The organism is Pantoea sp. MBD-2R, assembly GCF_039134845.1.
GTDB lineage: Bacteria > Pseudomonadota > Gammaproteobacteria > Enterobacterales > Enterobacteriaceae > Erwinia.
Genome location: NZ_CP152417.1, coordinates 3,888,600 through 3,911,481 on the forward strand (window position 1 = coordinate 3,888,600; position 22,882 = coordinate 3,911,481).

Consider the following 22,882-nt stretch of genomic DNA (forward strand, 5'->3'; position numbering starts at 1 on the left):
AACAGGCTATAGATCCATAGCGTTAAAATGGATTTATTTTTATCAAATAAAGAATAAGGATATTTCATGAAAAAGTTGCTTATTACTGCATCTGTTCTGGCTGCTTTTGCAGGCATGAACGCTCAGGCTGCATCAACGGGTACGATCACCTTTAACGGTGAGTTAACCGCCACTACCTGTGATGTTGTCGTGGATAATCAGGCAGCAGACGCCACTATTCAGCTACCCACCTTAGGTATCAACCAGCTGGCTACAGCAGGCAGTACGGCGGGTGAGACCAGCTTTAATATGGCACTGACTAACTGCGCAGGAACGCTGACTACCGCTTCAGCTTTCTTTGAAAATGGCCTGACAGTGGATACCGACGGTCGTTTAAAAAATACGGCAACTGACACGGCTGCAACAGATGATACTCCAGCCACAACTGCGGCGACTAACGTAAGTCTGGAGCTGCTTAATGGTACGACTGGGGATGTCATTGTTGCCGGTAATGACAGCCAGGTTGATGCCAACAGCTACGTCAGTATTGCTACAGGTTCAGCCGTTCTGCCTTATTCCGTACGTTACTATGCAACGGGTGCAACGACTGCGGGCCTTGTAGGCAGTAACGTCGTTTACTCTATTCAGTACAAGTAAGTTTATCTGGCAGAGAGAATTTCTCTCTGCCTTTTCTTTTTTTAAAGAAGGTCTGCATGAACAAATATGGCCGCTTTTCTTTAACGTTTTCCTGCTTCGCTATAGTGATGTTTGCTGCTGCTACCGTTTCGGCAAGCGTGGTAATCAGCGGAACACGGGTTATTTATCCATCAGATGCCAGAGAAGTCAGCGTCAAGTTGTCGAACGTTGGCAAAAAACCGGTTTTGGTACAAAGCTGGGTTGATAGCGGTGACAGTAAAGCCAAACCTGAGACAATTCATGTTCCGTTCGTTTTAACGCCACCGATTAACCGGGTTGAAGCGGGGAAAGGCCAAACGTTACGTATCAGCCAAACAGGAGAAGCGTTACCGACAGATCGCGAATCAATTTTCTGGCTTAATATTCTGGAAATTCCTGCTAAAGACCCGAAGTTAAAAAATGAAAATTATTTACAAATGGCGTTCCGATCGCGCATAAAATTTTTTTACCGGCCCGTTAACCTTGCTGGCAATGCAAATTCTGCCGTCAATACTTTTAAATGGAAGACAGAGGGAAAACAGCTTATTGCCACTAACTCAGGGCCATATTACGTTTCCTTTGTCACTCTTTCAGTGAAGAGCAAAAAGGTTGAAGGAAAAATGGTTGCCCCTTTTTCTTCAGAATCTTTTAGCCTTGCCAGTGTGAAAGGAGACGAAATAACGGGTGAATTTGTTAATGATTATGGTGCTATAGCGAAGTTCACAGCCAGAATTATGTAGATACACCAGATAAATATCACCAGCTACGTTTTTGTAAAAGGACTTTTATGGAAACCACCTTGCCGCAGGTAACTCAATGGAAAGTAGCGCCGCTGATTATCATTTTTGCGATATTACCCACCTATGCCGCCCCCCCGGTTCCTTCTTCACCTCAGGAAGTGGCTAAAAATGTCGAATTCGATTCATCATTTCTGAATATCGGAGAAGGGAATAGTATTGACCTTAGCCGGTTTGCTAATGGTGCGTCGGTCTTTCCCGGGGTTTATCGGACAGATATTTATGTCAACGATCGGATGATTGGTAACTATAATCTGGAAATTAAATCTGCCGCTAATAACACTATTGTCCCCTGCATAAACCAGGAAATTTTAAAAAACATCGCCTTTGACTATGAAAAGTTGCCCTCTGACTTTCTGACTAAAGAAGATAAAAGCTGCCCTAACCTGCAAAATGCGCTGAAAGATGCAGTGGTATTTTATGACAGTAATGAGCAACGTCTGAATATTACTGTTCCACAAATCTATATGTTAAGAACAGCCAGGGGTTCAGTCAGCCAGGAGATGTGGGACAGCGGCGTTCCCGCCTTACTGCTTGGATACACCACCAATGTCTACAGTAGCGAGAGCAACGGTGCCGACTATAAATCTTTCTACGCCAGCTTAACGGCCGGCCTCAATTTGGGCGCATGGTATTTAAGGCATAACGGTAATTATAACTGGATACAGGACGGGACAAAAAAGTACAACACCACCAATACTTATCTGCAACGGGACATACCTTCCGTGCGTGGTCGTGCGCTGATTGGCCAGGCAAATACGCAGGGTTTATTGTTCGATACCGTCCCTTTTACCGGTGTACAGTTGGCCAGTGATGAAAGAATGCTGCCGGACTCGCTCCGCGGCTATGCTCCACAAATTCGTGGCATTGCGCGCTCCAATGCTCGCGTCACCATACGGCAAAGCGATCAGATCATTTACGAAACCACCGTTACACCAGGTGAATTTTTAATTAACGATCTTTATCCAACGGGCTATGGCGGCAATCTTGATGTAACCGTACGGGAAGCGGACGGTTCTGAACAGACGTTTCAGGTTCCATACGCTGCCGTTACACAGCTTTTGCGACCGGGTAATAATCGTTATTCCATGACGGCCGGCAAACTGCGCAGTACCAGCTTGCGTGAGGATCCCGCTCTTTATCAGGCGACATGGCAACGCGGCCTGACCAATTCCCTGACCGGTTACGGCGGCGTGCAGGCCAGTCAAAATTACTACGCTGTCCAGCTGGGCACGGCGTTAGGAACGAATGTCGGCGCATTTGCACTGGATGTGACGCAAGCCAGAACCCATTTAGGAAGCAGCGACAGCCACGCAGACAACGCCATGAGCGGCCAGAGTTATCAGGTTAGTTACAGTAAAACCGTTTCTGCTACCAGCAGCACTATTTCACTGGCCGCCTACCGTTTTTCCACCAGTGGTTATATGGATTTACTCACCGCAATGCAGACGCGTGAAGCAGTTAATGACGGATTGTCGACGGAGTCCATCTGGCGTGCGAAAAACCGCTTTATTGTGACTGCCAGCCAGGGATTACCCGATAACTGGGGGCAAATTTACCTCAGCAGTTCACTACAGAATTACTGGAATCAGGGCGGTGACAGTAAGCAATATCAGCTTGGTTACAATACCACGTATAAAAGGCTGACATGGGGACTCAGTGTTAACCGCAGCTATTCTCTCTACGGTCAGACACAAAACAATTATTTGCTCAACTTTAGCCTGCCGCTGGGCAACAGTGGAATGACTCACGTCCCGCAGCTCCGGGTCGACCTGAGTCATAACACCCGTGGACGCTATGCTGAACAAGCAACGCTAAATGGCAATGCCGGAGAAGAAAATCAATACAGCTATGGCGTGAGCGCAACCAATGCTAACCAGGGTAGCGGTACCAGTGGCTCGGTTAATGGGTCCTGGCGTAGCTCAATCGCCTGGCTGAACGCAAACTACAGTCAGGGTTCCGGCTACCACAGCACTTCAGCCGGAATAAGCGGCACCGTAATCGGCCATACTGGCGGGATAACACTGACGCCCTATACCTCCGATACCTTTGCGCTTGTGGAAGCGAAAGGCGCTTATGGGGCAAAAGTTTCATCCTATCCCGGCGTTTATGTCGATCGTGCAGGCTATGCCGCCGTACCTTATTTAAATCCTTACAAGCTCAATGAGATCGTTCTTGACCCTAAAGGGATCCCTCCTGAAGTCGAGCTGGAAAATACCTCACAGAAAGTTGCGCCTTATTCAGGAGCGGTAGTGAAGTTATCTTATGGCACCCGCCAAGGAACAGCGCTGCTGATTAACGCCACTTATAACCATGTTCCCGTCGCGTTTGGCGCAGAGGTTATCGATAGCAAAGGTAACCACGTAGGCACTGTAGGCCAGGGCGGCCAGATTTATGCTCGCGTTCAGGATGAAAAAGGCCGATTACATGTGAAATGGGGTTCCGGGCCAGAGATGCAATGTACCCTGAGCTATATCCTGATGCCACGCGCTAAAAATGCAAAATATACCGCGTTGCAGCGCTTTAACAGCACCTGTGAAAGCCCCAATAAAAGTTCGGGTTCAAAGCAGCTTGCCAGTTCGAACGCCCCTGACAGTGACGTCAACAGCTAATACGGATAGTGAGAATGATGCAATTAAACGTTTTACAAAAATTCGGGATAACGGCCATTGGGCTGGCTGCGTTGAGTCTGGCCCTGGTCTATTCTCCCCAGGCTTCCGCCTTCAGTTGTAGCCTGAGTGAGGGTAATGGCGTAATGGATTTTACGATGCCCTTACAAAGTCTTAATCTTACCGTCGGGCCGGACGTTAGCAACGGCACGATAATATATCGCCAGTATTTTAAGCCGTCCCGTGCAACAACAATTAACTGTACGGGGAACAGCACCAGCTATCAACCGACGATAAGCTGGAGCTACAGTATCATTCCCAATGGGATTTCAGACTGGTCAGGCTCTCCCTTTGGAGGGAAAGTTTATGAGACTGGCGTCCCGGGAGTCGGTATTGCGATATATACTTATAACCGGGCAGTAGACAGATATACCGTCCCTTTTACCTATCAGGCGTGGCAAGAAGAGAAAACCACTGATTCCGCGAGTTGGGTAGCTCAGGGCGGGTTTGAGTTTGATGTTGTGCTCATCAAAACCGGTGTAATTACTCCCGGAACCGTTAGCGGTCTCCAGCTTCCTACGGTCGTATATAATTTTGAGGCTCAGAACATCTCTCCGCTTTACCTTGGCAGCCTCTCTTTTTCGGGCGCCATAAACATTGTTTCCCGAACCTGTACAACCCCAGATGTCGTGGTGGAAATGGGCCCTTATGAAATACCGCGCACCTTTACTAAAGTCGGTAGCTATACCGAATGGAAAGATGCATCCGTTATATTAACCGATTGCCCGCGCTTTTATGGCACCCTGAATGACGGAAGAAATACGTTTAATTCTGATGATGGCACCAGCGGAACCGGGACCATAACGAACAATGTGTTGAATTTAACCCTGGCACCGAATACGTCCGTCATTGACAGCACAAACGGTATTCTAAGCCTGAAAACCGGCACGGATGCCGCTACGGGGGTAGGTATTCAGCTTGCCTATGGCAGCGAAACGGATACCGCGCCTGAATTTGTTAACTTTTCTTCAGGCAATAATTACACGGTCGCTGACGATGCCTTAACTCGCCGGACTTTTCCCTTAATTGCCCGATATATACAGACAGAATCCGAAGTCACTGCCGGAAGAGCCGATGCAACAGTGACTTTCACCATTAATTATTATTGAGAAAAAGCCTATGAACGCATCTTAATCAGGCAGTAAAAAACTCACACAGAGGGAATTATGTGTATTTATGTTATTTCTGATGACATTTACTTTACCGCAGGGCTGGCGCATTTTTTGAGAACCAATGGTATCCCTTTAAAAATCTATAATTATCAAGATTGGTCAGCTATTTTTCAGCGCGAAAAATTAACAGCCAAAGATACGGTGATTATCGATGTTAACTTTACCGGCTGTCATTCGAGGCTGGGCATGGCTAAAAGCCTGGGTTACTTCGGCGTAAATATAGCCTTTATCATTGATCTCCCTCTACAGTTTGAAAAAAAAGGCTTTTACCCTTACTGGTTGATATCGAAGAAAAGCGGATTCAAAAAATTCATCCCCTTACTGAGAGGGCCCGTTAACAATAAAATTTTACGCTGTAGCCAGTTATCGTTTAAAGAAATGCTGATACTGAAAGAGCTCTCCTCTGGGAAATCCGTTATTTTAATTTCTAAAAAATTAAATATTTCTGTTAAAACGGTCAGCTCACATAAACAAAATGCCGTGCGCAAACTAGGCATGATGCATATGAATGATATGTCGCTGGTGTGCTACAAGGAAATTTTAAACCTTTTTTCAGGCGCCATTAACAACAATTTCAGCATGCAGGACCGCTTACCTGCTGCTGCCACGCCGTTTGTTTTCAGGCATTTTTCAGATTGTCATTAAAATCTGGAACAGGAGTTCAGCCCTCCTGCTCCAGAATTGTTTTATTCGCTTACGCGGTAACGATCCAGCCAGTGCGCATAAGGTGCAGGCAGTACCCACGACGCTTTCTCTTTCTTCAGCGCCAGCGCGGCCTGATATGACCAGTTAGGATTGGCGAGGTGTGCTTTGCCGACCATCACCACGTCCAGCTGACCTTTTTCAATTGTTTCGTTGGCAATAGGCGGAGAGTCAATGCCCCAGGCAGAAGCCACCGGAATGTCTGCTTCACGACGGACACGTTCAGCAATCGGCGCAAGGAAAGCCGGTCCCCATGGGATGTTAGCGTCTGGTGTAGAGAAACCAACGCTGACGCTAAGCAGATCCAGGCCTCCTTCACGGAATTTCTTCGTCAGCCAGATCGATTCCTGAACGGTTTCCTCATCACGGCCATCATATTCGATTACGCCGAAACGGGCGGTTAGCGGCAGATTTTGTGGCCACGCTTCACGCACGGCGGCCAGCGTTTCCAGCAGAAAACGGCTGCGACCTTCGAGGCTGCCGCCATACTGATCCTGACGCTGGTTCGCGTGAACAGAAAAAAAGCTTTGCGCCAGATAACCATGCGCAAAATGCAGCTCCAGCCATTCAAAGCCTGCGTCACGCGCGCGTTTAGCCGCTACGGCAAAATCATGACGAACGCGGGCGATCTCTTCCAGCGTCATTTCATGCGGCACCTGCGGCAGGTTCGCACCAAAAGCCGTTGCAGAAGGCGCAAGCGTTTCCCAGTGACGAGGATCGCTACTGGCAATATGGTCGTCGCCTTCCCATGGACGGTTAGCGCTGGCTTTGCGTCCGGCGTGAGCGATCTGAATGCCTGGGACCGCCCCTGCTGCTTTAATTTCACGCGCGATAACGGCCAGTTTTTCAGCCTGCTCATCATTCCAAATTCCCAGGCAGCCCGGGGTGATACGGCCTTCTGGTGCCACAGCGGTCGCTTCCACAATCACCAGACCCGCGCCACCGCGCGCCAGGCTGTTGTAATGCACGCGGTGCCAGTCATTGCTCACCCCATCCTCGGCCATGTACTGGCACATTGGCGGTACGGCGATACGATTACGTAACGTTACATCTTTCAATGTAAAAGGAGAAAAAAGTCCGGACATAACAACCTCATTGGTAGGTTAACAGCAGAATAACGCGGGATTATTGGCACGAATCTTCGAGGAACGGTTAGCCGTTAATGCGATAAAGGTTATCGCATCTGGCTATCTTGCTTTCCTCCGCTGCCAGAAAAACAGCTTGCCGGATGCCTGCGGCGATAGTGAATAGCCGGCCGTTTTACCTGATAACCTTCTGACTGATAAGCTATTCATAAGTGATATAGAAAAGCACGCTCGAATCGGCATTACCGGATTTGATGTCGCTAAGATATTGAAAGTAACGGGCAACAAAAGGGATATTTGTGGTACCCGGCTGTAAAGGATATTTGTTATTGCCGCCGGGATCCGGCTTCATACCATTCATCAATAACTGTATTCCTATCCCCTGGGCCGAGCCTGTCTCAGAGCTTAATGCTATCACGCCGTTAGCTTCATCAGCATAGTCATAGGTGGGTTCAAGCGAAACCAACGCCGTTGCTGCGCTACCAAAACAGTTTTTTAACGTTAAATTGAAGGGGACGTTGGGTCCTGTATCACCCTGTTTTCTAAAGTTGTCTGAGGAAACGGTGCCCATATTTACGTTAATAACGCTGTCAACTGAACACCCTCCAGCCTCAATATACATACTGCCCGAAAAACCAATTTGATAAAGATGGCCTCTGCTGACGCGATCGCTATCGGCTTCATCAATATAAATTAACTGGTCTATTAATGCCGTTTCACCATACCCGGGTTCCGTATTCGTTCTGACAATATAAAACTTATCAGTCAGTGTTGTCGTGCCGTTGGATTGCAACCCCCTTCGTTGTGGGCTAACAGTGGCACTACCACTAAAAACACCAGAAAAACATGCCCATGTTCCGCTCGCAGAATTATAATTAGTCCAGACAATACCTAACCCCATCGCAGATATTGCGGTTCCCTGATCGATCACCGCACAAGATAAGCCATCAACATTCGCTGTTAAACCTGAACTGCTCCAGTCACCATTTCCAACGCCAGCAACTTGTTGAAAATTACCTGTACCCGCGCAGGTAACATGAACACTGTGCGGTGCCATAGCAAGAATATGTCCCGGCAGGGAATTAGCAGGAACCATGATATTAGGAATATTGATATTATAGGCCGTCTCATCAGACGAGCAATTCATCTCGGCGCGGGCAGCCCAGGGGGCAATTAAAAAAAAGAGTACGATAAGTTTGATGGGCATTGCTTTATTTCTCGCATTCAAGTTCGGCCATCATGATGCCGTTTTGTTTATCCGCACGTTGCGCGTTGAACGGTACAGTACATATTTCACCGTCAGCCAGGCTGGCCTTTAAAATAACGTTTTCCGGCATGCCTGACAGGTAGACCTGCCCCCGTTCATTTGAGATACCGCTTACCTCACCGGCACTGACTAATGCGCCCAACGGTAACGGCTTACCTTTATGGTTAATTGTCAGAAAAACGCGATGTCCCTGACGAGTGTTGAAGTTCATCAGCACCAGGGCTTCCCGGGCTGGCACCTTTTTCTGCTCAGTATTCGTCAAGTCCGTTTCGTCGCCGAGCGTGGCGGTATCCAGGCTGACCTCGTTTTCCTGATAGGCGGTGAGGGAAGGAATAATGGCGTATCCCCTGAAATCGGTCATTACCCCGGCATGATTTAAAATCTGTACGTCGGCGGCTCCTGGCGCGCGGACCAGCGCATAGCTGTTCCCCTCTGACAGCTGGCGGGAGAGGGTGACGCCATAAGGATGCGCGACAATTGCGCCTTGAGCCGCCCAGTTTACCCTTTCGTTTTTACCGTAATAATTGGCATAACCGAGACTGACCGTCGATGCTGAGCCCTGCCAGCTGGCGGCCAGTGCCGTGCTGTTATCGACGTTGTTCTTCCTCTGACTGCGCGCCTGCATTGCAGACCAGGAGAGCGCGTTATTACTCAGTGCCGAACCCGACAAGGTTGTCGCCAGAGATTCCCCTCCCTGTTGGGAGGAAGAGAAACGGTTACTCATCCGCAAAGAACGATCGCCCTGAGGGGAGAGCCACTGGCCCAGCGGCAGGCTGAAGCTGGCTGAAAACAGGTTATCCGCTTTATCCGTATGCCTGTTTTTACTGTGGCTCTGACTCAATGATACCGTCACGCCGGAGAAATTTTTGTTCCAGCTACTGGTGTAAGCGCGCATTTTTGCGCCTTTCTGGTGCCAGTATTCTTGTTGCCAGGCGGAAAGGGATAGGGAACCCAGCTCGCCAATATTTTGATTGAGCGTCAGCTGAGCCTTATTCTTTAACGAATAGCGAGAGGCATACGGAGCATCGTTATAGTAGTCGCTTGCTTCGTTAAAATTGTAATAACCATCGGTGGCGAAACGATATCCTGCCAGCGTAATCGTAGTATCGGTACTGTCCAGCCGCTTACTGTATTTGAGACGCCAGGATTGTCCGTTTTTTTTATCTCCCTGGCTGAAGTGCGTTTGTGCCTGAGTGACGTCCAGCGACACCGCACCTAATTCTCCCATTCCCTGCCCGATCCCGGTCATTACAGAGTAATAATGTTCGCCCGCAATCAGGCCACCATAAAGCGAAGTGTTGTTCAGCAGGCCGTAAATCATCTCCGATTGCATAAACTTCTGGTTTATCGCGCCCTCTTTTACCGCGCTACGGCTGCCATATTCGCCCAGGTTGAAAGCGTATTTTATCTGGTCTTTGCGCAAAGAAATGGGCGGCGTGGCGTAGGCCTGAACCGTTGTTCGCTCGGAGCCATCTTCTTCACGGACGGTAATCACCAGATCGCCCGAGCCACCCAGCGTGTAAAGATCCTTAATAATAAATTCGCCCGGTGGGACCAGGGTTTGGTACAGAAGATTATCATTTTGCCGCACTTCAACGGAGGCATTAGTCATTGCCACGCCGTGAATTTCTGGCGCATAGCCTCGCTGACTATAAGGCAGCATCTCATCCTGTGATGCGAGGGCGATTCCCCGAAAAGTTACGCTGTCAAAAGCCATTCCCTGGCTGGATATGTCACCCATGGCCAGGCGCGAACGCAAAGTCCGAATATCCCTTTCCAGCCAGGTTTGCATACTGTTCCACTCTGCTTTACCGGCACCGCTTTGTGAATAATACGTGTAATTACGTAAACGCCACGGGCCAAGGTTCGCCCCGCTACGTAAATTAAGGTACCGCGAGCTTGTTGAGTGGGAAGCATAGCGGGAACGATTTTTCATTTCGCTACCGGAAACACTGTAAGAGGTGAACAGCATCGGAAGCCCTTCTTCCCACCGTTGCGATGGAATATCCCCTCTTCGCTGATGATTTAATGCCGCCTGAGGAATACTCAGTTTAAGCGTATGCAAATCAAAATTAAAATCATCGTGAGCCTGCGGGATCACAGCACTGATATTATTTATGACCGCATCGTCAGGCAGTTTTGCCAGTGCGGCGATTGCATCGACCTTTACGCCCAGTTTTTTAAGTAGGCCAACGTTAAGTATCGGGCAAAGCCGTTCATTACAGCTAATAAAACTTAATGTCTCTTCCAGCACCAGATTCTGATTAACACTGATTTTTACCCGATATTTGCCTGGCATCTGGCTGTGTAAACGAGAGAGCAGATCAAGATCCAGTTGGGATTTTTGCTCGGCAGTCAGATGCAGTGCATTGACATTAAAATAGAGCTCAGCCTGAGCGGATAACGTAATAACGAGCATGACAACTGACAATCCGCCAGGCAGTAAACCTGCCCGCAACAATTTATCAGACTGGCGAAACAGAGTGTGAGCGTCGCACTTCATACGGTTTCCGGTATCAGAACTTTTCATCTCTGACTGAGGTAATGCCGCCATAATCATTAATAGTGCTGAAGGCGACGTGGCGTACCCGTGCTGCGGGAACCTTGATTTGCTTTGATGAGAAAGGCATCAGCGTTCCGGGTCGCTCCACGGGCTGTTCATTTACCTTCATGCCCGTTAGCGTAACGACATAGGCGGTTGGATTAACAACGTTGATACTGTTTGTCCCGGGCACCAGTTTCAGTTTTTGCCCGGCTTCTCCGGCACCCTGGGCCGTTAAGCCTGCGGGCCGGTAAATCAGCTTGATAATATTTTGAGTGGCGATAACCAGACGCGAAGGGTTGGCTTCTTTCTGTACGGCAGGCACCGCACGGACGTTAAGAAGAAATACGCTCTCACGATCGTCAGGCAATTTGCTTTCACCGGATCCGACATAAACTACGCGTATTGCACTAGTGCTCTGTTGTCCCAGTTTGAATAAGGGCGGCGTGGTGATAAACGGCACGTTAGTATTTTTGCGTTCAAAATCTGAAACCCAGGACTGCACCAGCCAGGGTACGCTGTCAGCCCCGTTGCGAAGCGGAACGCTGCTCTCTTTTTTACCGCTTTCATAAATAAGGCGGGTTGCGCCCAGCGTCAAACCTTCGGCCTGACTGATGCCCGGCATCAGCAGGGCCAGTAGCGATACAAAAACCGTAAAACCGGGGAATTTCATTGCCCATTTACCTGACAGTTTTGCCCTCTCTCCGGAGGGCGAGAGAGTAATAATTACGACTCGGCGTAATCAATAACAAAGGTGACATCGGTATCAATCGCACCGACAGGCGTTCCTGCGGTATAAGCCACCAGATAGGCATTAAAACGCCCCGTGCCGCTGGTCACGCTTTCAGAGGAAATAGCATCCAGACCGGTATTGCTCAGGGATACGCCGGGGTTGTAAAAGGTGCCGATGCGGCCGGCATCCTCAAGCCGGATACCGACGCCGGGTACTGGGGTGGCAAACAGGCTGGTATAGTTTGCCTCAGTCACTGCGGTCCCGTTGAAGGTAATGGCAGGCGCGCTACCGGTTGCGCAATGGTTTAGTTCGATCGTAAAGGGTCTTGCCAGCGTAGTGGCGCCCAAAGTAGAGAGGTTAGCGCTGCTGACGGAGCCAAAGCCAACCGTACCGGTCGTTGCACCTGATCCCGCTACGCTGCTCACTGAACAGGCAGAAGCAGAGATAGTGCCCGTAAAACGTACGGTACCGTCATCGACAGCCTGCGCGGTCAGAGAAATTCCAGCGGCAGTAAAGGCCATGGCCAACACCCATGTTTTTTTTATCCACATAAGCAGAATCCTTTTAAAATTTTATTTACAAAAATACAGTAAGATATTTTTTAACTTGCAATAAGAATACGAACCAACTTTGAGCCTAAAGCGTCAAATTCAAAAAGAAAATTAACGCCTCAGGGAAATATATTTATGACAGAAAATAAATTAATATCAGGGATGCAAATAGACATCAAAAATAGATATTATTTAAAATAAATATGCAACAATGGTAAACGTCACTTTCACAATAAAATACATTTAAAGAACAAACACGACATAATTACAACGTAAGTCACCTTTCGCAAGGCGCGAAAAATATATAACGCACGGCGAAACCTATTTATAATTTGAGTAAATCATTCATAAAAAATACGAAATATCATGCTTATTTTTCCACTGCCCGAAAACTCGCTTAAACGGCAAAAGAAAAGGTGGACTTAAGCGTTCCCCCTTCACCTTTAGCCTGTTTTTTGCACAAATAACCCTTGTCACATCTTCTTTGCTAATTGTGATTATTTATCCACTTTTTGTTACATCTTCAATAAATGTCACACTTTAGCCGCGTGAGATGCATCTTTCAGGTCGTGATTTGCTGGGTTATCTCTATTATTGAGCGCGAAAATTCGAAAAGTCGCGATTGTCCGGTAATGAAATTCAGAGATTTTGCAGAAGAAGAAAAGCTGTTTGTACGCAGGGCATTGGTCGCCTTCGGCATGGTAATGGCAGGGTTTGTCACTCTTGTCTGTAACCTCTATCACCTGCAAATTGAGCAAAATCAGTATTATCAGACCCGTTCTAACCAGAACGACATCAAAATGATCCCCATTGCGCCTACGCGAGGCATCATTTTCGATCGCAACGGCATCCCGCTGGTCAAAAACGTCACCTGGTACGATGTCGAAGTCCTGCCGTACAAAGTGCAGGATATGAAAGGGCTGTTGGCCGAGCTGACGCCAATTGTCGATCTTTCACCGGAAGATATCGAAACCTTTACGCATGCGCTGCATGCCGCCAGCCGCTACAAACCCGTGGTGCTAAAAACGGAACTTTCTGCCGAAGAAGTGGCCCGTTTTTCCGTCAACCAGTTCAAGTTCACCGGCGTGGACATCAACAGCTACGAGGATCGTCAGTATCCTTATGGCCCCGATTTGGCGCATGTTGTCGGTTACGTTTCTAAAATCAACGATAACGATTACAAGCGTCTCGACAAAGCTGGCATTGGTGAAAACTACGCGGCCGACCATAACATCGGTAAACAGGGCATTGAAGGCTATTATGAATCGGTGCTGCATGGCAAAACGGGCTATCAGGAAGTGGAAGTTGATAACCACGGCCGGGTAATCCGCGTGCTGAAAGAGGTGCCGCCGGTTGCCGGGAAAAATATCTATCTGACGCTGGATTTACACCTTCAGCAGTATGTTGAAACGCAGCTGGTTGGGCAACGTGCCGCCGTGATGATCGAAAACCCGAAAACCGGTGAAGTGCTGGCGATGGTTTCCAGTCCCAGCTACGATCCCAACCCGTTTGTGAAAGGCATCAGCTATAAGGCGTATAAAGAGCTGCTAGGCAATAAAGATCTGCCGCTGATCAACCGCGTGACGCAGGGGTTATATCCGCCCGCTTCTACCGTGAAGCCCTATATGGCAATGTCGGCATTACTCACCCACGTGATTACGCCACAGACCACCTTTTTTGGTGCGCCCACCTGGACGCTGCCGGGCACAGAACGCAAATATCGCGACTGGAAAAAATCGGGTCACGGCATGCTGGATGTGACCCGCGCGATTGAGGAGTCGGCAGATACGTTCTTCTATCAGGTGGCGTTTATGATGGGCATTGACCGCATTCACACCATGCTCAGCCAGTTCGGCTACGGTAAATCGACCGGCATCGATCTGAACGAAGAGTATAACGGCCTGCTGCCAAGCCGCGAATGGAAGCAAAAAGTGCATAAAAAAGGCTGGTATCAGGGCGATACCGTCTCGGTGGGTATCGGTCAGGGCTACTGGATCGCGACGCCAATCCAGATGGTGAAGGCGATGTCGACGCTGATCAACAACGGTCACGTGGTTCAGCCGCATCTTATGTATGAAGAAAAACAGGGCAAAAGCGTGACGCCCTGGCAGCCAACCCTGCCTCAGCAGCAAATCGGCGACGCGAATTCGCCTTACTGGGGGCTGGTGCGCCGGGCCATGTTTGGTATGGCGAATGCGCCTAACGGTACCGGTTATAAATATTTCCATACGGCGCCTTATGGCATTGCGGCGAAAAGCGGGACGTCTCAGGTATTTGGCCTGAAGCAAAACCAGATTTATAACGCGAAGATGATCCCGGTTCGCCTGCGCGACCATATCTTCTATACCGCTTTTGCGCCGTTTGATAAGCCAAAAGTGGCGATAGCGCTGATCCTCGAAAACGGCGGTATCAACGGCGTAACGGCGGCTCCACTGGTGAGAAATATCATGGATCATATTTTCCTGCCGCCGGATGTCGCCCCGATGCCGGTCACCGCTGACCCGCAAAGTAACCTGACTGCGCAATAGTGATAAACAGGCAGATCGCTTCTGCCTGCTATTTTCTGCTTACCCAATATGTGAGGACATTTGCTCCGTTGAGCCACCGGCACAGTATCTGTCGCTTAACGCTGCAAAATAATTTGCGGCACGTCACCGTGATGATGAACATGCAGCTCGGCCTGATACCAGCGAGTTAGTGTCTCTTCGGTCATCACCGTTTGCGGCGTGCCGCTGGCCACCAGGCAACCCTGATGCAACAGCAGCATTCTGTCTGACCAGAGCGCGGCCAGATTCAGATCGTGAAGCACACAGCACACCGTAAGCTGCCCTTTTCGGGTCAGCTGATGCAGCAACCGCAGCGCATGCTGCTGGTAATAAAGATCCAGCGCCGAAGTCGGCTCATCGAGAAACAGCCAGCCTTGCGGCCCGTCGTCATGCCAGAGCTGAGTCAGCGCCCGCGCCAGCTGAACGCGCTGTTGCTCGCCCCCCGAAAGCTGTCGATAGTCACGGTTTGCCAACACGTCGCTCCCGGTCAGCTGCATTACGTCGTCAATCATCGAGGGCTTTGCTCTGCCCGGCCACGGCGCACGTCCCATCGTCACCACTTCCCGCACGGTTAGCGGAAACTCGACGTGGCTTTGCTGGCGCATTACCGCGCGTTTTTGCGCCAGTAAATCGCGCGGCCAGCGCTCTGTCGCTCGTTTCTCCAGCAGGCAATGTCCTTCGCTGGGCGATAAAAACCCGGCCAGCATGCGCAATAAGGTTGATTTTCCCGCGCCGTTTGGCCCAATCAGCGACACCATTTCACCAGGCTGCAACGACACTGAAACCCGATCGATCAGCAGTCGCTGGCCGAGACGATATGAAGCCGCGACGGCCTGTAAGGTATTATTCATACTGGCTTTCCCGGCGGCCTAAAATGAGCCATAAAAACCACGGCGCGCCAAGCATGCTGGTCAGTAACCCTACCGGCATTTCTGCTGGCGACACCAGCGTTCGTGCCAGAGTATCCGCCACCAACAGCAGAATAGCACCCAGCAGCGTGGAAAATGGCAGGAGCCAGCGGTGATCGCCGCCCGTGCAGAGTCTGATCAGGTGCGGCACCACCAATCCCACAAAGCCAATAACGCCACTGACAGCAACCGCAGCCGCGACCATCAGTGCGCTAAGTACCAGCAGAATGCGCTGCGTACGCAGAACGTCAACGCCCAAATAGTGCGCTTCTTCATCACCCAGCTGTAGCAGATTAAGCCGTCGCGCCTGCCACTGTGTGGCCAGCATTGCGGGCAAAATCAGTGCAGCACAAACCAATACCGTCGACCATTGCGCCTGTCCCAGCGAACCCATCCCCCACAGCGAAAGCTGACGTAACTGCTGGTCATTGCCGATCCACGAGAGGATGCCGACCGCCGCACCGCAGATCGCATTAATCGCGATACCCGCCAGCAGCAGTTTTGAGAGCGTAGTACTGCCGCGACGGCTAAGTAAAAAGATAACCAGGGTAACGGCCAGGCTGCCGATAAAAGCCGCCAGCGTCGGCAGCCACAGCGCCAGTGCGGCAGGCAGCGTTACCGGCAACACCGCCGACAACGCCAGCATCAGCGAAGCGCCACTGCTGATGCCCAGCAGGCCGGGATCGGCCAGCGGATTGCGGAACAGCCCCTGCATAACCGCGCCCGAAAGCGCCAGCGCAGCGCCTACCAGTACCGCAAGCAGCACCCGCGGCAGCCGGATATTCCACCAGATCTGCCAGATAAGACTGTCCGCAGAGGAATGCCAGACCATGGGCAACGAAAGATGCATCGCGCCGATATTGGCGGACAACAGCACCATCACGACCGTTATCCCCAACATAATCAGCAGCGTCCGCCGCAGATTGACAACTTTCATTCGGCTATCGCTTCCGCCGCTTTACGCAGTTTCGCCACGGCTTCAGGCGTTTTCAGGCCGAAACCGAGCAACGCCATTTCGTCCACCACCAGCAGGTTGTGATGCTTCCCTGCCGGCGTCAGTGCCAGACCGGGCAGCGACCAGATCGCGGCATCGTCGCCCATCGCCTGCAGCCCTTCTTTTCCAATGACCACCAGCTGAGGCGCGCTCGCCACAATGCCTTCCTGGGTCAGCGGCTGATAATGGGGGATCGCGCCCATCGCATTGATCAAACCTGCGGCCTGAATCGCACCATCCGCCGCCGTTTGCGTTCCCGCCGCCATGGTCTTCATGCCGCTGTGATTAAGGATATATAACACTTTCACCGGCAGCGGCTTCCCCGTCACGCCAGCCAGCTGCCTGTCCACTTTGGCTTCCAGCTCCCTGCCCTGCTCCGGCCGGTTAAGGGCTTTCGCGACAGTAGCGATTTTTTCATGGATGGCATGCAACGAGGGCGTGCCGGTGACCATCACCACTTTCACCCCGGCCTGTGACACCTGCTGCAACGCGAGCGACGGCTTCGCCAGTTCACTGGCAATCACCAACGTCGGCTTCATCGACAAAATGCCTTCCGCATTTAGCTGCCGCATATAGCCCACATCCGGCAGTTTTAGCGCCAGCGCCGGCTGTTGGCTGGTGCTGTCACGCGCCACCAGCGTTTGCTGAGCATCCAGCGCATAGATAATTTCAGTGATATCGCCGCCAATCGACACCACTCTCTCTTCCGCCATGAGCGAGAAAGGCAGCGTCAGCAGCAGCAGTAGCGCACTCAAGCCTGTTTTCATACTGGCGCTCCAACACCGGTCAACTGCGCCATCTGCTCGCGCCAGCGAGCCTGCTCCGGCATCCCTTCGCTGCGTTGTCCATAAAGCTGCACGATTTGCGTGCCGTCTGCGGCAAACAGTTCAAGACTGGTTACGAAGCCGTCCGCGGTCGGTTTACGGGTGATCCAGCTTTCCGCAATGCCGTTTTCCATCAGATGCAGCGTGAAGGTTGGTGTAAAGATATTTAGCCAGTTTTCCATTGGCATCAGTTTTTCCACTACCCCGGTGAAGATCTGCACGCAGCCACGGTTGCCGACGAAAATCATGATTTCGTTGCCGTCACCGTGGGCCATCGACAGCAGCTCGCTCAGCGCACTGTTTTCGACCTTCAGCGCCAGATCGTCCGCAACCGCGCTGAAGGCCTGCTGGCGCGAAATGTTATGACGCTTCAGCAGGCCAAAAAACTGATGAACGTCCGTCATTGCACGCCACTCCTGTTCAATCAGCGCAGCGTCCGGCTGCGGATTTAACGCAACGGGCTGAGATTTGCCGATCGCAAGCGCGGGCGCGTCTGCCAGGGTAAATTGGTCGATCAGCGCCTGCCAGGCCGCCCTGTCCGTTGCGGCGGTGGCGTAAATTTTCAGGATCGCATCGCCATACGCATCAAAGATTTGAATGCTTTGACGCTCGCCGCGCCCGGTGACTTCATTCAGGGCAAAAGCGCTTTTCCACTGGTGCGGAAACAGACGCTGATCCAGCGCGCGAGGGTTAAGGATCAGCCCGGCATGGCCGCCCAGATGCAGATTTTCATAACGACCGACCTGTTCATGAACGGCAAACGCGTTACGGGTAATGGATTTGGTTTCACCGACGGCCTCCAGTGCAGGCAATAACGCGCTGAAATCCGGCTTTAGCGCCACCGCATCCTGGCCTACGCGCGCATGGGTCAGTTGGCCTTCGCTGACGCCCAGCAAACCTGCCAGATCGCGCGCATACATTTTCGGATTTCCTGCTTTAGCTTGCTGATAACGTTGGTAAAGATTCATCACTTGCTCTCCATAAAGCCCTGCGTTCAGCGCAGGGCAAGTGTTATTTTACAAACAATCAAAAGTCGATATTAACGCCCAGCTGGAAGGTTCGGCCCGGCATCACTGCCAGCGCTTTTTCGTAAGCATCCTGGCTGGTCGCTTCCAGCTGGTTACGGCTGTTGAGGTAATCCCAATATTTGCGATCGGTCAGGTTATAGATACCACCGTTGATTTTGACATTTTTAGCCACCTGCCAGTAAGCGGTCATATCTACCATACCGTAGCCCGGCACGCGCATATACTCAGACGTTGAATCGGTCAGTGCCGTGCCGCTGTTGCTGTAGCTTTCGCGGTTGGTATTGGTAGCGCGCTTACCTTTCACGAAGGTGGCCGTGACGGCTGCGCCGTAGCGTTTTGCCGGATCGTCCCAGGCCACGCCGACAATGGCTTTTACTGGCGCGACGCTGTCGAGATCGACGTAGCTGTCACCGGCGTAGCTGGATTTAGATTTCCCTTCGCTGTAGCCCAGCGCGAAGGTGGCGCTCAGACCGTTAACCTGCTCAAACCAGGTGCCGACGTTGAGCTTCGTGCTGAGCTGGCCGCCATAGATAAAAGCCTTATCACGATTTTCTGCCTGATAAATGGTGTAGATGTTCGAGGGCACGTTGCCGAACATCGATGGATTACGGGAACGACTATAGCGAGTGTAGGCAATAAAGTTGTCGTAAGTGTTGTAGAACATGGCCGCATTGACGGTCACGCCTTCCATCACGTGGCCTTTTAAACCCCACTCGAAATTATTGCTGGTCTCGGTTTTCAGCGCGGTATTGCCGATCAGCGCGTATTGCGCCGATCCCGCGTAGCTTGCGCCAAGATTCCAGGACCCATACAGCTGGCTGGCGTTCGGGAACTGTGCGCCGCGCTTGTACATCACGTAAGTCATCAGCCCGGGCGTAATATCATAGTTAACGCTCAGCGACGGCAGAACCTGCGTATCGGCGTTCTCTTTGCCATACAGCGTTTCCAGCTGGGATTCGGTCAATACTGAACTGCCCGTGGTGAGGCTGCCAAGATTTTGTGGTTTGATACTTTGATGCGCGATACGCACGCCCGGCACCACGCTGAAGTCGTGGCCGTCGAGATCGAAATGGATTTTATCCTGCACGAATCCGCCCAGCGTATAGCTACGGCTGTCGGCCTGCGGCGGCATAATCACACTGTACTGGCTGGCGGGTGGCACCTGACGGAACGGACGTTTGGTCTCATTGATGCTGCCGTTCAGACCGCCGCTCAGATCGTGACGCCCCAACGTTTTCGCCAGCTGCGTTTCAAAGCCATAGGTATCGACATCATAATCGGAATAGACGCGCTGCATCGCCGTCGCGCTGGAAGGCATATAAGTATTATCGTGCGCCTGCGTTTGCTGGTAATAAAGGCGCGATGTCAGGCTGTCGATAAAGGCGTTTGCGGGCGTCCACTCATCCTTCAGGCTAACGCCCCAGCGGCGTGTATTGCTCTGCTGCTGCGCGGTCCCCCAAATGGCACTGCCGCCATCGTTCCATGAGTCGTAGTGGGTATGGTTAGTTTTGTCGTAATAGTCGAGGGTGCCCGTCAGTTTGTGCTCATCGTTGGGCTGCCAGATGCCGGAAGCCATTAGCGCATTGGAATGCCAGTTCGCCGGATAAGCCTCTTGCGTTCCGCTGTTATTACGCGTTTCCTGACCGTCGCGGCGACTGTAAACAAAGACGCCGCGCAGGGTTTCGTCACCTGCTGCTGCGGTAATGCCGTTGTGCCAGCTGCGGTTAGAGGAGTCGTAATCTGACTGATAGCCGAAGTAGGTCGTTTTATAAGGCGAGAGGTAGTCATCAGCAGATTTGGGCAAAAACGACACCGCGCCGCCGATAGCGTTATTGGCTTTGGCGGTTGAGGTTGCGCCCGATTCAATATCCACCTGCCCGTAGATATAAGGGTCTATATAGTCACGGCCGATGCCGAAGGTATTCAGCCCGGCGCGACTGACGTAGCTGCGCCCGGTCGCTTCCGGTTGAGGAATGCCATCGACATCCAGCCCGACGCGGTTGTTTTCAAGACCGCGAATGTTATAGCCGGTATAGCCACTGCGATCGAAGCCGCTTTTGCCCGCCGACGATCCCCCGCTCACGCCGGTGGCACTAATCAGCGGTTCGTAACGCATTATTGAACCAAAATCGTTGGCACCTTTTTTTTGCATCTCCTCAGCCGTGATTGTCGTTTTCGTACCGGCCTCTTTTTCAGGCTGCGGCGCGGTAACCACCATCACCGGCTCGCGGGCCTGCTTTTTTGCGGCAATCGTCAGCGTTTCAGAAGAGGTCGCAGCGGTAATCTTATCGCTCTGATTATCAGCACCGACGGCAAAGCCGGAAGTCACCAGCGTGCTGAATAGCACGGATTTTTGGATAATTCCCTGAGAAATTAATTTTTTACACATTTGGGTAAGCCTTTATTCATTATTAGTATCGACTCATTCATTGCTGCCGCAGGTGTGCCCACTGCACATTATCGGTGTCGATCCTTGACGGTAAATACAAATGCGAATGATAATCATATTGATTTAAGTTGGCAATCATCTCCACAATTAATTCACAATGTTAAAAAAGTGGCCGGGTTGACAGCCCGTAACGACCGCCAGATGATGACCGTCTGTTTTTTTCACGAGCCTGAATCAATGAAAACCTCTCCAGCTATCACTATTCACTACTGTTCTCAATGTAACTGGCTGCTGCGCGCAGGCTGGATGGCGCAGGAACTGCTGCACACTTTCAGTACCGATCTGGCTTCGGTCTCGCTGCTCCCGGGCACCGGTGGTATCTATCAGATCGCCATCGATGGACACCTGATTTGGGATCGCAAAACCGATGGCGGTTTTCCGGAAGTGAAAGAGTTAAAGCAGCGGGTGCGGAATGTCTGTTTTCCCGAGCGGGATTTAGGGCATATTGATAAAGCGTAATTAACTGATTTAATAACAAAATAAGGAAGGATAAGCGCCTCGTCACAGGGTTACAGCGGGACTGAAATGTGACGAAGATCACCCTAAACTTGTGTCTCCCTGCCGCTTCGCTGTAGACTCTGCGTCGCCAAAGCTCAGGCTCTGGCGACGTTAACAAGAGCCAGAAGGCCGATAACAATACGCTTTCCCCTTACCTTCCCTGCCTGAAGACCTGCGCCCCTGTCACATGCTGTGCTCAGGTTCCTGCATACATCGCTAAATTTAAGTGCATCTTTTTATTATGAATACTGTAAGTCCAACACCTCCTGAGGCTCGCGCTATCGGGCCACTGTTGTTTTCTCTCGCGCTGGGCGCTTTCGCCATTGGTTTGAGCGAGTTCGTTATTATGGGCCTGTTGCCGCAGGTCTCTTCGGCCATGAACGTCAGCCTGGCCGAAGGCAGCAAATTCATCAGTTACTATGCGCTTGGCGTGGTTATTGGCGCTCCGCTGTTCTCACTCAGCACCGCTCGTTTACAGCGTAAGCATCAGCTGATGATCTTTATCACCCTGTTTCTACTGGGCAATATCAGCAGCATGCTGGCGGAAACGGCGCACGCGCTGGTGGTTTCGCGTTTTCTGAGCGGCTTACCGCATGGCGCCTTCCTGGGCGTGGCAGCACTGGCGGCGGCCTCTTTAGTGGATGAAAATCGTCGCGGCCAGGCCGTAGGAAAAGTGATGCTTGGTCTGACGCTGGCCTCGCTGCTGGGCAATCCGGCTGCAACGTTGCTGGGGGAACATCTTGACTGGCGTTGGGCTTTCGCCTGCGTTTCGCTGCTGTCGTTGATTGATGCGTTGTTAATCTTCAAACTTTTCCCAATGCAGCGTGAAGAAGCTCAAAGCTCGCCGCTGAAAGAGATCCGCGGCCTGGCTAATATCCGTATCTGGTTAACGCTGGGTATTGCGGCAATTGGTTTTGGCGGAATGTTCGCGGTGATCAGCTATATCACCCCCATTCTGACCTTAGCTGCCCACCTGTCGACCCTCTGGCTGCCGGTTGTGCTGTTTGCTTTTGGTTTGGGGATGGTGCTGGGCAATCTGGCGGGCGGCAAGCTGGCCGATGGCAAAATCATGCTGTCGATTTTCTGCATTCTGGCCTGGAGCGTGGTGGTGCTGACCCTCTTCCCATTGATGGTGACGTCGCTGGCTGGCCTGCTGTTAGGCGCTTTCCTGATTGGCACTAACCTGGCGCTGTGCGCGCCGCTTCAGGTTCGTCTGATGCAGGTAGCCGGAAAAGCGCAAACGCTGGCGGCAACGCTAAACCATTCGGCATTTAACATCGCCAACGCGCTGGGCGCTTTCCTGGGGGCTTATGTCGTGCAGCAGGGTTATCCGATGACGCAGACCGCGACCTATGGCGCAATTTTGCCGGTGCTGGGGATGGTGATCTTTATTGTGGCGCTGCTGAAAGAAGTGGCCGACCGTAAAAATACCGACGTCAGTTCCACCGATTTGATTTGATGAA

The 22,882-nt window shown here is 51.3% G+C and carries 18 protein-coding genes; 8 read left to right on the forward strand and 10 right to left on the reverse strand.

Features of this window, described 5'->3' with window-relative positions; translation table 11 throughout:
• The first annotated feature begins 66 nt into the window (after positions 1 to 66).
• From AAGQ96_RS17820 to AAGQ96_RS17840, 5 genes are read left to right on the forward strand one after another with little or no spacing between them, the layout of a single operon-like run.
• Complete coding sequence (locus AAGQ96_RS17820; RefSeq protein ID WP_342754205.1) at positions 67 to 636, forward strand: fimbrial protein; 570 nt, start codon at positions 67 to 69, stop codon at positions 634 to 636.
• Between the two features lie 56 nt (positions 637 to 692).
• Positions 693 to 1,394 (forward strand): fimbria/pilus periplasmic chaperone, encoded by a 702-nt coding sequence (locus tag AAGQ96_RS17825; protein WP_342754206.1) that lies wholly within the window; start codon positions 693 to 695, stop codon positions 1,392 to 1,394.
• Between the two features lie 47 nt (positions 1,395 to 1,441).
• Positions 1,442 to 4,063: a fimbria/pilus outer membrane usher protein gene (locus tag AAGQ96_RS17830; RefSeq protein ID WP_342754207.1), complete on the forward strand. Its 2,622-nt coding sequence runs from the start codon at positions 1,442 to 1,444 to the stop codon at positions 4,061 to 4,063.
• 14 nt (positions 4,064 to 4,077) lie between these two features.
• Positions 4,078 to 5,229: a fimbrial protein gene (locus tag AAGQ96_RS17835; protein WP_342754208.1), complete on the forward strand. Its 1,152-nt coding sequence runs from the start codon at positions 4,078 to 4,080 to the stop codon at positions 5,227 to 5,229.
• Positions 5,230 to 5,286: 57 nt separating this feature from the next.
• On the forward strand, positions 5,287 to 5,937 hold the full coding sequence (locus AAGQ96_RS17840; protein WP_342754209.1) for a LuxR C-terminal-related transcriptional regulator: 651 nt from the start codon (positions 5,287 to 5,289) through the stop codon (positions 5,935 to 5,937).
• A 41-nt stretch (positions 5,938 to 5,978) separates the two neighbouring features.
• Here AAGQ96_RS17840 and AAGQ96_RS17845 read toward each other — a convergent pair whose 3' ends face one another.
• From AAGQ96_RS17845 to AAGQ96_RS17865, 5 genes are all read right to left on the reverse strand, one after another.
• A complete protein-coding gene (locus AAGQ96_RS17845) occupies positions 5,979 to 7,079 on the reverse strand; it encodes an NADH:flavin oxidoreductase/NADH oxidase (protein ID WP_342754210.1) in 1,101 nt (366 codons plus the stop codon).
• A gap of 202 nt (positions 7,080 to 7,281) precedes the next feature.
• Complete coding sequence (locus AAGQ96_RS17850) at positions 7,282 to 8,286, reverse strand: fimbrial protein (protein WP_342754211.1); 1,005 nt, start codon at positions 8,284 to 8,286, stop codon at positions 7,282 to 7,284.
• 4 nt (positions 8,287 to 8,290) lie between these two features.
• Positions 8,291 to 10,849: a fimbria/pilus outer membrane usher protein gene (locus tag AAGQ96_RS17855; protein ID WP_342754212.1), complete on the reverse strand. Its 2,559-nt coding sequence runs from the start codon at positions 10,847 to 10,849 to the stop codon at positions 8,291 to 8,293.
• Positions 10,850 to 10,862: 13 nt separating this feature from the next.
• Complete coding sequence (locus tag AAGQ96_RS17860) at positions 10,863 to 11,561, reverse strand: molecular chaperone (protein ID WP_147199803.1); 699 nt, start codon at positions 11,559 to 11,561, stop codon at positions 10,863 to 10,865.
• Positions 11,562 to 11,614: 53 nt separating this feature from the next.
• Positions 11,615 to 12,172, reverse strand: a complete 558-nt coding sequence (locus AAGQ96_RS17865) for a fimbrial protein (RefSeq protein ID WP_342754213.1) — start codon at positions 12,170 to 12,172, stop codon at positions 11,615 to 11,617.
• A 632-nt stretch (positions 12,173 to 12,804) separates the two neighbouring features.
• On the opposite strand from AAGQ96_RS17865, the gene mrdA reads away from it, so the two are divergent.
• Positions 12,805 to 14,700: a penicillin-binding protein 2 gene (gene mrdA, locus AAGQ96_RS17870; RefSeq protein WP_342754214.1), complete on the forward strand. Its 1,896-nt coding sequence runs from the start codon at positions 12,805 to 12,807 to the stop codon at positions 14,698 to 14,700.
• Between the two features lie 95 nt (positions 14,701 to 14,795).
• Here the strand turns inward: mrdA and AAGQ96_RS17875 are convergent, their stop codons facing one another.
• From AAGQ96_RS17875 to AAGQ96_RS17895, 5 genes are read right to left on the reverse strand one after another with little or no spacing between them, the layout of a single operon-like run.
• Entirely contained in the window at positions 14,796 to 15,569 is a 774-nt protein-coding gene (locus tag AAGQ96_RS17875) for a heme ABC transporter ATP-binding protein (RefSeq protein WP_342754215.1), read from the reverse strand.
• Complete coding sequence (locus AAGQ96_RS17880) at positions 15,562 to 16,563, reverse strand: iron ABC transporter permease (protein ID WP_342754217.1); 1,002 nt, start codon at positions 16,561 to 16,563, stop codon at positions 15,562 to 15,564. The genes AAGQ96_RS17875 and AAGQ96_RS17880 overlap by 8 nt, the downstream gene beginning before the upstream one ends.
• On the reverse strand, positions 16,560 to 17,387 hold the full coding sequence (locus tag AAGQ96_RS17885) for a hemin ABC transporter substrate-binding protein (protein ID WP_147199808.1): 828 nt from the start codon (positions 17,385 to 17,387) through the stop codon (positions 16,560 to 16,562). The genes AAGQ96_RS17880 and AAGQ96_RS17885 overlap by 4 nt, the downstream gene beginning before the upstream one ends.
• Positions 17,384 to 18,412 (reverse strand): ChuX/HutX family heme-like substrate-binding protein, encoded by a 1,029-nt coding sequence (locus tag AAGQ96_RS17890; RefSeq protein ID WP_147199809.1) that lies wholly within the window; start codon positions 18,410 to 18,412, stop codon positions 17,384 to 17,386. The genes AAGQ96_RS17885 and AAGQ96_RS17890 overlap by 4 nt, the downstream gene beginning before the upstream one ends.
• A 58-nt stretch (positions 18,413 to 18,470) precedes the next feature.
• Positions 18,471 to 20,861: a TonB-dependent receptor gene (locus AAGQ96_RS17895; RefSeq protein WP_342754218.1), complete on the reverse strand. Its 2,391-nt coding sequence runs from the start codon at positions 20,859 to 20,861 to the stop codon at positions 18,471 to 18,473.
• A gap of 237 nt (positions 20,862 to 21,098) precedes the next feature.
• Here AAGQ96_RS17895 and AAGQ96_RS17900 point away from each other — a divergent pair, with 237 nt between their 5' ends.
• Together AAGQ96_RS17900 and AAGQ96_RS17905 are read left to right on the forward strand one after the other, a co-directional pair.
• Positions 21,099 to 21,380, forward strand: coding sequence for a SelT/SelW/SelH family protein (locus AAGQ96_RS17900; protein WP_342754219.1), 282 nt, complete (start codon positions 21,099 to 21,101; stop codon positions 21,378 to 21,380).
• A 280-nt stretch (positions 21,381 to 21,660) separates the two neighbouring features.
• Positions 21,661 to 22,878: an MFS transporter gene (locus AAGQ96_RS17905; protein WP_147199812.1), complete on the forward strand. Its 1,218-nt coding sequence runs from the start codon at positions 21,661 to 21,663 to the stop codon at positions 22,876 to 22,878.
• Positions 22,879 to 22,882: the final 4 nt, after the last annotated feature.

Bases quoted from the DNA above. Each gene is read 5' to 3' on its own strand.
- AAGQ96_RS17845 (WP_342754210.1), bottom strand. From the start codon at position 7,079: ATGTCCGGACTTTTTTCTCCTTTTACATTGAAAGATGTAACGTTACGT.
- AAGQ96_RS17860 (WP_147199803.1), bottom strand. From the start codon at position 11,561: ATGAAATTCCCCGGTTTTACGGTTTTTGTATCGCTACTGGCCCTGCTG.
- AAGQ96_RS17875 (WP_342754215.1), bottom strand. From the start codon at position 15,569: ATGAATAATACCTTACAGGCCGTCGCGGCTTCATATCGTCTCGGCCAG.
- AAGQ96_RS17830 (WP_342754207.1), top strand. From the start codon at position 1,442: ATGGAAACCACCTTGCCGCAGGTAACTCAATGGAAAGTAGCGCCGCTG.
- AAGQ96_RS17885 (WP_147199808.1), bottom strand. From the start codon at position 17,387: ATGAAAACAGGCTTGAGTGCGCTACTGCTGCTGCTGACGCTGCCTTTC.
- AAGQ96_RS17895 (WP_342754218.1), bottom strand. From the start codon at position 20,861: ATGTGTAAAAAATTAATTTCTCAGGGAATTATCCAAAAATCCGTGCTA.
- AAGQ96_RS17840 (WP_342754209.1), top strand. From the start codon at position 5,287: ATGTGTATTTATGTTATTTCTGATGACATTTACTTTACCGCAGGGCTG.
- AAGQ96_RS17880 (WP_342754217.1), bottom strand. From the start codon at position 16,563: ATGAAAGTTGTCAATCTGCGGCGGACGCTGCTGATTATGTTGGGGATA.
- AAGQ96_RS17900 (WP_342754219.1), top strand. From the start codon at position 21,099: ATGAAAACCTCTCCAGCTATCACTATTCACTACTGTTCTCAATGTAAC.
- AAGQ96_RS17905 (WP_147199812.1), top strand. From the start codon at position 21,661: ATGAATACTGTAAGTCCAACACCTCCTGAGGCTCGCGCTATCGGGCCA.
- AAGQ96_RS17865 (WP_342754213.1), bottom strand. From the start codon at position 12,172: ATGTGGATAAAAAAAACATGGGTGTTGGCCATGGCCTTTACTGCCGCT.
- AAGQ96_RS17850 (WP_342754211.1), bottom strand. From the start codon at position 8,286: ATGCCCATCAAACTTATCGTACTCTTTTTTTTAATTGCCCCCTGGGCT.
- mrdA (WP_342754214.1), top strand. From the start codon at position 12,805: ATGAAATTCAGAGATTTTGCAGAAGAAGAAAAGCTGTTTGTACGCAGG.
- AAGQ96_RS17835 (WP_342754208.1), top strand. From the start codon at position 4,078: ATGATGCAATTAAACGTTTTACAAAAATTCGGGATAACGGCCATTGGG.
- AAGQ96_RS17890 (WP_147199809.1), bottom strand. From the start codon at position 18,412: ATGAATCTTTACCAACGTTATCAGCAAGCTAAAGCAGGAAATCCGAAA.
- AAGQ96_RS17855 (WP_342754212.1), bottom strand. From the start codon at position 10,849: ATGAAGTGCGACGCTCACACTCTGTTTCGCCAGTCTGATAAATTGTTG.
- AAGQ96_RS17825 (WP_342754206.1), top strand. From the start codon at position 693: ATGAACAAATATGGCCGCTTTTCTTTAACGTTTTCCTGCTTCGCTATA.
- AAGQ96_RS17820 (WP_342754205.1), top strand. From the start codon at position 67: ATGAAAAAGTTGCTTATTACTGCATCTGTTCTGGCTGCTTTTGCAGGC.